Origin of the sequence: Bathymodiolus azoricus thioautotrophic gill symbiont, from assembly GCF_001298715.1 — a bacterium.
GTDB lineage: Bacteria > Pseudomonadota > Gammaproteobacteria > PS1 > Pseudothioglobaceae > Thiodubiliella.
On the sequence record NZ_CDSC02000040.1, the window covers coordinates 1 to 1,824 of the forward strand.

Annotated in this window: 2 protein-coding genes; both read right to left on the bottom strand. The window is 34.2% G+C overall.

Annotation, left to right across the window (positions count from 1 at the left end):
* Nucleotides 1-239: 239 nt before the first annotated feature.
* A complete protein-coding gene (locus BAZSYMA_RS00770; RefSeq protein ID WP_090714565.1) occupies nt 240-419 on the bottom strand; it encodes a hypothetical protein in 180 nt (59 codons plus the stop codon).
* Nucleotides 420-577: 158 nt separating this feature from the next.
* Nucleotides 578-793, bottom strand: a complete 216-nt coding sequence (locus tag BAZSYMA_RS09625) for a hypothetical protein (RefSeq protein ID WP_206599433.1) — start codon at nt 791-793, stop codon at nt 578-580.
* Nucleotides 794-1,824 lie beyond the last annotated feature (1,031 nt).

Below are 1,824 nucleotides of genomic sequence, written 5' to 3' on the forward strand. Positions count from 1 at the left end.
TATCAGATTTCTGCCATCAACAGTTACTGAGAAAAATGCGACGACAAATATCTTGGACGGAAGGAAGGACAGACAGACGGACAGAGGTAAAACAGTATACCCCCCTCCCCCTTCGGGGAGCGGGGGTATAAAAAATTCACCAAAATCAACTACATTATACCTATAATGAAAGAAGGGCATATGAATGTATAATAAGACTAAGAGCTTTACAACAGCATCATACAAGAAAATCTAAAAGTTTACTTACTTTTTTTAAATGCCTCAACAAATTCTCTCACAGATTTAAAAGATCTCAAATCACATGGAATGAAAAAAATATTTTCATTCTTTGTACTTTTTCTCATTTTTTCCACACAAGAATCTCCCTCTTCTTTACTTTTGCCACAAATATATATTCTAGCACCTGGAAATAAAATCATGCAAGCATTGGGTAATATAATAATAAAATATTACCTAATTTTAGTATCAGTCAAAAGGGCTCCAAATTAAGATGACTATAGTACCCACATATTACAAGTGTAGGAATAATAATGATATTAAATAAATAATCTTTTCTTTGTATTTTTTGTTAAAGTCATTAGTGCTTTGTGCTATTGTAAATTGAAAAAATAATGTACTGTACTGTTTGCCCACCTCTTTTAGCCATATCAATTGCCGTCCATTTTCCAATTCCCTTTGATCCACCAGTAATTATGGCTACTTTATCTTTAAGTTTAATTTCTGTCATACATCGAGCTCCTCTCATATACTGTCTGAAACACACATATTTAGACACATCAATTAGTTTCTTCATTGTTACAGTAATAGTTACATAGTAAATATCTGTACCGTCACATTGGAAAAGTTTCTCAGAACCTATCGTAGTGTATAGTCCCCATCCCATACCCCAAAATCCCTTTCAGGGTAAATTTCTGCTGCTAATACAAGCTTTTTTACTATAACTCTATGTATTTTTCTGAAGGGATTTTGCTAAGGAATTCATTACAAAAAAGTTGAAAAATCAGATGAATAATAAAACTCTCCATGTACAAATAACAGTAACCCCATTTTTGCACCGAAGGACATCTTGTTTGGAAACAGGTATGGTTACAATACCCCAAATCAATTTCAACCTTTATTCAGTGTCAAGGATCATTGCGTTCGAAATTCAGAGAAGGGTCCATCAACTAGAACTTAAGTTATCGCGTAGAAACCATTCCATCTACAGACAAGACAACAGCAGATAATATGTCCGTAAAATTTTCGCAGAAATAAAAAAATTGAGTCTAGGATCTTGTGAAAATCATTATCTGATTAAGCAAGAAATCAAAATGTGTTGCATAAATCTTTGGTTTTACTCTCTTATTACACAATTTTGCCACTCTGAAATGCACCACAGAGGACTTGGCGATTTTTATATTTCTGCAGACTAATGAGACCCGCATTTTATTTTGTTTTATCATTTTATTACATGATTCCGATTGTCCTTTTTTAGCATATCTTCTTATACTTAGTGCCCAGCATTTGTTTAATGCAATTGTTATTTTGTCACAACAATATACAACATACATCTGATTTTGCTTTGCATATTAATGCGGAAATATGAAACTCACACACTGTAGTTTGACTCTGGTAACATAGAAAAACTGAACGGGAATGTGGCAGTGAGACTCCTAGTTCGAGATTCCTCTGCCGTCTTAACGGCTTTTATGGATTTGCTGTAGCTGTGTGACGTCAGAGCGCTATACATACGGAAAACAGCGGATTTGCTTCTCCAACTCTGGGTCAGCACATTTCCACGTTTCGTGGCTATCAGATTTTATTTTCTATCAGAAACCCTTATAT

Excerpts from the sequence above, each read along its gene's own strand:
- BAZSYMA_RS09625 (WP_206599433.1), bottom strand. The coding sequence starts at position 793 with ATGAAGAAACTAATTGATGTGTCTAAATATGTGTGTTTCAGACAGTAT.
- BAZSYMA_RS00770 (WP_090714565.1), bottom strand. The coding sequence starts at position 419 with ATGATTTTATTTCCAGGTGCTAGAATATATATTTGTGGCAAAAGTAAA.